The sequence below is a fragment of the uncultured Thiodictyon sp. genome (genome assembly GCA_903837595.1).
GTDB lineage: Bacteria > Pseudomonadota > Gammaproteobacteria > Chromatiales > Chromatiaceae > Thiodictyon.
Genome location: CAILVI010000349.1, coordinates 50,513 through 56,512 on the forward strand (window position 1 = coordinate 50,513; position 6,000 = coordinate 56,512).

The 6,000-nt window shown below is 69.8% G+C and carries 5 protein-coding genes; 2 read left to right on the forward strand and 3 right to left on the reverse strand.

Annotated elements, in window-relative coordinates; translation table 11 throughout:
* Positions 1 to 193 precede the first annotated feature (193 nt).
* Positions 194 to 1,075 carry a DUF2887 domain-containing protein gene (locus QZY44_RS20065; protein WP_295450757.1) on the forward strand — a complete coding sequence of 294 codons (882 nt, stop codon included), beginning with the start codon at positions 194 to 196 and terminating at the stop codon, positions 1,073 to 1,075.
* A 58-nt stretch (positions 1,076 to 1,133) separates the two neighbouring features.
* Here the strand turns inward: QZY44_RS20065 and QZY44_RS20070 are convergent, their stop codons facing one another.
* From QZY44_RS20070 to QZY44_RS20080, 3 genes are all read right to left on the reverse strand, one after another.
* Complete coding sequence (locus tag QZY44_RS20070; RefSeq protein WP_295450758.1) at positions 1,134 to 2,354, reverse strand: tetratricopeptide repeat protein; 1,221 nt, start codon at positions 2,352 to 2,354, stop codon at positions 1,134 to 1,136.
* Positions 2,351 to 4,258, reverse strand: coding sequence for a caspase family protein (locus QZY44_RS20075; protein ID WP_295450760.1), 1,908 nt, complete (start codon positions 4,256 to 4,258; stop codon positions 2,351 to 2,353). The genes QZY44_RS20070 and QZY44_RS20075 overlap by 4 nt, the downstream gene beginning before the upstream one ends.
* Before the next feature lie 80 nt (positions 4,259 to 4,338).
* Positions 4,339 to 5,250, reverse strand: coding sequence for a hypothetical protein (locus tag QZY44_RS20080; protein WP_295450762.1), 912 nt, complete (start codon positions 5,248 to 5,250; stop codon positions 4,339 to 4,341).
* A 256-nt stretch (positions 5,251 to 5,506) separates the two neighbouring features.
* Between QZY44_RS20080 and QZY44_RS20085 the strand changes: the two genes are divergently transcribed.
* Positions 5,507 to 6,000: hypothetical protein (locus tag QZY44_RS20085; RefSeq protein WP_295450768.1), on the forward strand; the 494-nt coding region annotated here is incomplete at its 3' end.

Genomic DNA, 6,000 nt, shown 5'->3' on the forward strand with positions numbered 1-6,000 from the left:
CCACCGCCCCCCGCTCTCGTGACACCGCTGTGCGGTGTCACGCCTGTGTCAGGCGCTCTGCGCCGGGAGCGCCGATGGCCGGGACGATGATCAAGGGCATCATGGTTAAGGCCAGCGGCAGGTTTAGGTCGCCCTTCAGGGCGACCGGCACTGGGCTTTGCCGAACCCGTATCCTATGGGTACGATAGACCAGATGAAGACCGACCATCCCATCTACCTGTTCCTGTCCGCCTGCGCGGAGGCCTTCCGGGTGCTGACCGGAGGCCTGAGCCTGGCGGGCGAGTACCGGTTCTGTTCCCTCACCATCAAAGGACTGGAACGGCGGCTGGACGGGATATTCGAGCCCGAGGGGCACCCCGGACCGGTCTATGTGGTCGAATTTCTCGGCCAGCCCGCGCCTGCGGCCTGGTATAACCTGCTGACCAAGATCGGACTCTACGGCGAGCAGCATCCGGAGCGCGACGTGGTCGGGGTCCTGGCCTTGCTGCGCGAGCAAGACACCCCACGCTACCCCAGTGGGGTCGGCGATGCGCGCTCACTGGTGACGGGCGTGGCCCTGGATCGCATCCTGCCCGACTGGTTGGCGCGCGAGCCGGAGAACCCGTTCGTGGCGGTCTTCGCACCCCTGATGATTGAGGATGACGCGGAGTTGCAGGCGCGCGCCCCGGCGCTGTGGCGGACGGTTCAGACGGCACCACTCGCGGTACGCGACGTGCTCAGCCAGGTGCTGGAGTTTTGGTTTTTCGAGCGATTTCGCGGGCTCACCGCGAAGGAGATCTGGTCGATGTTGAATCTGGTGACTCCCATCCAGGAAACGCGGGCCTATCAGTCGATCTTTGCCGAGGGAAAGATTGAGGGCAAGATTGAGGGCAAAACCGAGGGCAAGACCGAGGGTGAGACCGCGGGCAAGGTCGGCACCCTCAAACGCCAGTTGACGCGCCGATTCGGTGCCCTGCCCGCTTGGGGAGAGCGACGCATCGACGCTGCGCCTATCACCCAACTCGACGCCTGGCTCGACGGCATCTTCGACGCCGCGAGTCTCACGGACCTGATCGGACCGGAAGCCGACCGCTAACCCAACTTCGCCGCCGCGGGGAGCCGCCGGAAAAGCAGATCCTAGTCGCAGCAAGGCGTCACCCCTGTGTCAAACGCCCCGCGCTACGCGCACCCGCTGCGGGAGGTGGGGCACAAACGGGCTGATCCAGGGCCCGCCGCAGCGCGCTGGCGGCGGGCTTCAGTGCGGGCTGGTAATGATCCACGAAACGGCACAGATCGTCCGCCACCAGCCGGCGGATCGCCAAGGGGGCGACCTCCTGGCTACCGCACTTGGGCAGCACCCAGGGCTTGCCCGCCAGCCGGCGGGAAACGGCCTGACCCAGCAGGGCATAGCAGCGCTTGTCGGCCAGGCTCGCCAGTTGCACCCCGTTGTTCGGGGGCGCCTGATCGCGCAGCTCAAAGCGCCACCCGAGCCGATTGGCCGGGTTGTCCATCAGCTTGGCGTCGTCGAGCATGGCGAGCGCCGCCCGCTGCGCCTCGGCCGCCTCGCCCCACTCGCCGCGGGCCCAATGCGCCAGCGCCTGCTCGATGCGGGCGAGCGGGAACTGGCTGATCTGCCGGTACTGCTCGATCGCCGCGTCGGCCGCGCCCCCATCCAGCAGGGTGCGCGCCAGATTGCTGCGGTACTGCGGCGACTGAGGGGCCAGGTCCACCGCGCGTCGATAGGCGGCGATGGCGTCCCCGTCCTCGCCCGTCAAATCGTGGACCAAGCCGAGCAGAAACCACGCCTGGGCATTCGCCGGATCGGCGGTCACGGCGGTCTCCAGGGACTTGCCCGCCCCGCTGAAGTCACCCCCCTTGATGGCCAGGGCGGCCTCCAACACCAGCAGGTCGGCATCGGCGGGCGCCTGGGCGCTCAGCTCGTGCAACCGCTGCCCCAGGGTCGACCAGTCCTGCGGCGGGGTATTCAAGTGATCGCCCAGCTGGGCCTTCTCGCGCAGTGAGTCGAGCCCCGGCCAGCCTGAGAGCCAATCCGGGATGGCCTTCAGCCTGGTGAGCGCGGTGTCGTAACGGGCAATACGCAGCGCGGCACGGGCACTCTCCATGGGGTGGTGCAGAAATACGAAATAGAGGCCCCCCATGACGACGGCGCTCGGCACCAGGGTTAGACCCAGTGCCCGCCAGAAATGCCGCGGCCGGCGGAACTCGATCGGACCAAGTTCAAAGCCGAACGCGGCGATCTTCTCGATCTTGAAGAAGACGCCCGGTTCTGCCGCCGGCGGCGCCGCCCCGCCCGCCCCCGCCGCGCCGGAACGATCCTGACGCCCCGTCCGGCGCCCGCCCCGGCGCCCGCTCATGGCTTGGGCAGCAGCGTAAAGCTGTTGCCCTCGGTCGAACTGAACGGGTACTGCTCAAAACCGCGCTTGCGGGTGATCCGCGGCAGTTCCTCCTCCACATAATCGGCCAGTTCCCGCACCTCAATGGTCCCGTTGCCGTTGCGGTCCGCGGCACCGCCCAGGCCCTTGAGCAGTGCAAAGGTGAAGGCGCCGTGGCCGCCCTCGCCCTCCACCGCCATCCGCTCGTCCGCGGTGGCGGCGATCATGGCCCGGCCGGTGAGCCGGCTCAATCGATCGATGGCGTCCTTGTCGCCGATCCCGCGCCCGGCCGGGGCGCCGAAGCCCCCGGCGCTACAGGTGTCGATCAGCACCACCGTCTTGGTGGCCGGGATGGCGGCCAGGAGCTTGCGAAACTGGTCGCTGGTCAGGCTGCGCTCGTGCAGTGCCGCGCTGGTGGTATAGACCGCGTCCGCCGGGATGAAGTGATAGTCACGCTCCAGGCTGGCGCCGTGCCCGGCCAGATAGAGCACGAACACATCCTGAGGCGCGACCTGTCCGGCCAGCTTGGTCAGCGCGCCGCGGATCGCCTCCCCGCTCGCCTCCCGGTCGGGGAGCACGCGCGCCGTCACGGCGCGGAACAGACGCGGCCCGCGCTCCTTGAACAGGTCGGCCATGGAGCGGGCGTCCGCGGCGGCAAACCGCACCCCGGCTTTGAGGTTCTCGTCGCGGTAATTGGACACGCCCACCGCCAGCAGCCAGAGCGCCGGCCGGGCCTGCTGCCCCGGGCGCACCTGCACCTGCACTCGCGCGGGCGCGGACTCGACCCCGCGCGCGTTGACCGCGCTCACCCTGATCTCGGACTCATGCGCCTGCGCCGCCTGGGGCAGGGTGAAGGTCTGGCTCTCGGTGCCGTCGGCAAACACGCCCACCGCCCGACCCTGTTGCTCCACCCCGTCGATGCGGTAGATCACCCGGCCGGTGCCGCCGCCCGGGTAGCTGACCCGCACCTTCACCTGGACCTCGCCGTCGGTGCTGACCCGCGCCGGGGACAGCAGTTCCACCCGCGGCGGGCGGGCCTCGGGTCCGGCCAGCACCTGACGCACATCGCCGCCCTGTTGGACCGCCGCGGCCATCAATTCATCCCCGTCCGGATCGAGCCGCCGGGCGATCAGTCCGGGCAGATAAAAACGCTCGCTCAACTGGCGGGCGGCGACGAACTCGCCGGCCTGGTCCCGGCCATGATTGAGGTGATAGCCCATCAGCTCCTCGGCCTTGGGGTCCGAGGCGGTATAAAAACCCTCCGGGGTCCAGGCGACCCAGCGCTTGCGGTCGGCGTGGGGGAAGAAGGCGAGGACCTCCCGGCCGTCGCTCGCGCGGTGCCAGCGGACGGTGCCGTCGCCGTAGCCGGCCACGATAAAGCGGCCGTCGGGGCTCCAGTTGACTGCCCAGGCGGCGCCGGGGACCGGCTGTTCCCAGACCTGCTTGCCTTTGCGGTCGAAGCGGCGCAGGTACCACTCGGTGCCGAGTACGACGCCCTGGCCGTCGGGGGCGATGGCGAGGCTGCGCGAGCGCTCGTAGGGGTCCAGGGTCAGCGCACGGCCGTTGAGGCTGGGGCTCGTGCCACCCTGCCAGCCCTGGATTGCCAACCCGGGCGCACTGGTGCGGGCGGCGGAGAGCCCAGGGGCGTCCGGACCCAGTGCGCGGCCGGCCAGGTCGAAGGTGTGCGCGTCCTTGCCGCCGTATGCAAAGCCGAAGCGCACCCGGCGGGTGTCCGCGGACAGGCGCAACTGGTCCCCCTGGTCGCGCAGGTCGGTAATGGCCCCGTCCTGGCGTCGGCCGACCCGAAAGGCCGGGTCGATCACCCCCCAGGTAGGGTCCTGGGCGGCGAAGAGCAGACCGCCGCCGGGGAGCGGGACCAGGTCCATCACCGTGTTGCCACTCAGTGGCAGATCGCGGTGGCTGGACCAGTCGCCCACCGGCCAGCGGCGGACCAGGCGCTTGCCGTTTACACTCCAGCGCCCCCGGCCAGCAGATAACGGCCGTCGGCGCTCCAGGCGACCCTGCCGAGATCGCCGTTGTCCACATCGGCAGTGTCCGGCCGGGCGACCTGGGCCAGTGTCCCACCGTCCAGGACATCTACCGCCGTGCTGTCGTTGAAGCCCACTGCGATCAGGCGCCCGTCCGGAGAAAAGCGGGCGGCGTAGGGCTCTTTGCCCCCACTCGGGCGGGAGGTCTTGGGCTTGCCTAGCCGGCCCCCGTCCATCGCGTATAGGCGCACCTGACCGTCAAGACTCGTGGTAACCAGATGCCGGCCGTCCGGGCTGAAGTGTGCGCTTAAGGAGGCGGCACCGTAGTCCGTGTCCTGTCCGGTCTCGGCCCAACTCCCCGTATCGAAGACCCGCACGCCGCCCCTGCCTCCCAGTGCCCCGGCCAACCGGCGGCCGTCGGGTGAGAATGCGAGGTGATTGATGCCGCTCGGCAGCCCCGTCAGCCGGCGCCGCAGGCGGCCATCGGCGCGGTCGAACAGATAGATCGCGGTCCCACCGTGTGAACCGAGCGTGGTATATCCCCCCACCGCCACCAAGGCCCCATCCGGCGACAGTGCCACGGCATTGAGCTTGCCCTCGTTACCCTCGCCCTGGGGCGGGCGCAGCACCAACACCTGCCGCCCGGTCGCGACCTCCCAGACCCGGGCGGTCTTGTCCTCCGAGGCGGTTACCGCCCAGCGCCCGGCGGCATCGGTGGCGATGCGCCAGATCAGGGCCGTGTGCATCCCGGTCTCGATCCGCGGCAACGGCTTGGCCGGCGGTCCAGCGCCAGCGGACCCCGGATCGGCCCTGGTGCCGGCCGCGCCGGCGAGCACCAGCAGGAGCGGCAGGAGAGTGATCAGCAGGCGTGGTCTCGACCAGATTGCCATCGCGGTTCCTCGCGGCGGTCCCCGGCGGCCCGGTGCGTCGGCGTCGCTGGACAGACCGCGGATTATGATTCGTCGGCGGCCAATTGACGCACATCGGCGGCGTGAATGGCAAGTCTGACCTCTGGTGACAGCGCTGCGGCGGTGTCACCCAGGTGTCCGGCGCTGCGCGCCGCGAGCCGGCCGAGATGACAATGACGGCGCTCGGCTACACTATCGGCCAAACCCCATCGATCCCGCAACTTGAGAGTCAGACGCCATGCCGATGAGCGACTTCTATCAGGTCTTCCCGGAGCTCGCCGAGGCCGAGCTGCGCCGTGTCGAGCCCGCGCCGGGCGAGTATGAGGGGGTGCCCGCCGACACCTATACCTTGGCGGAACACTACTGCGACGAAGCAGGCTGCGATTGCCGCCGGGTCTGCATCGTCGTCGCCGCGGCTGACCGGGAGGCGGCAGCGGCGACCATCCTGCTGCGCCTGGACTGCGACGGCAAGCAGCCCGCCCCCTATCTGGACCCCGCGCAGCCCCAACCCCCTCAGGCCCCGGGGCTGCTTGAGCTGTTCGCACTGGAGCTGAGGCGCGACCCGGGCTATCTGCCCCGCATGCAGCGTCACTATGCGATGTTCAGGGCGCACTGCGATGGTCATCCCTATGCCGGGGCGCCATTCGCGGCGCCGGCGCCGACACTCACGGCCCTGCCGGGATCGGCCGGGGGCGCGCCGCGACACAAGGTGGGCCGCAATGACCCTTGCCC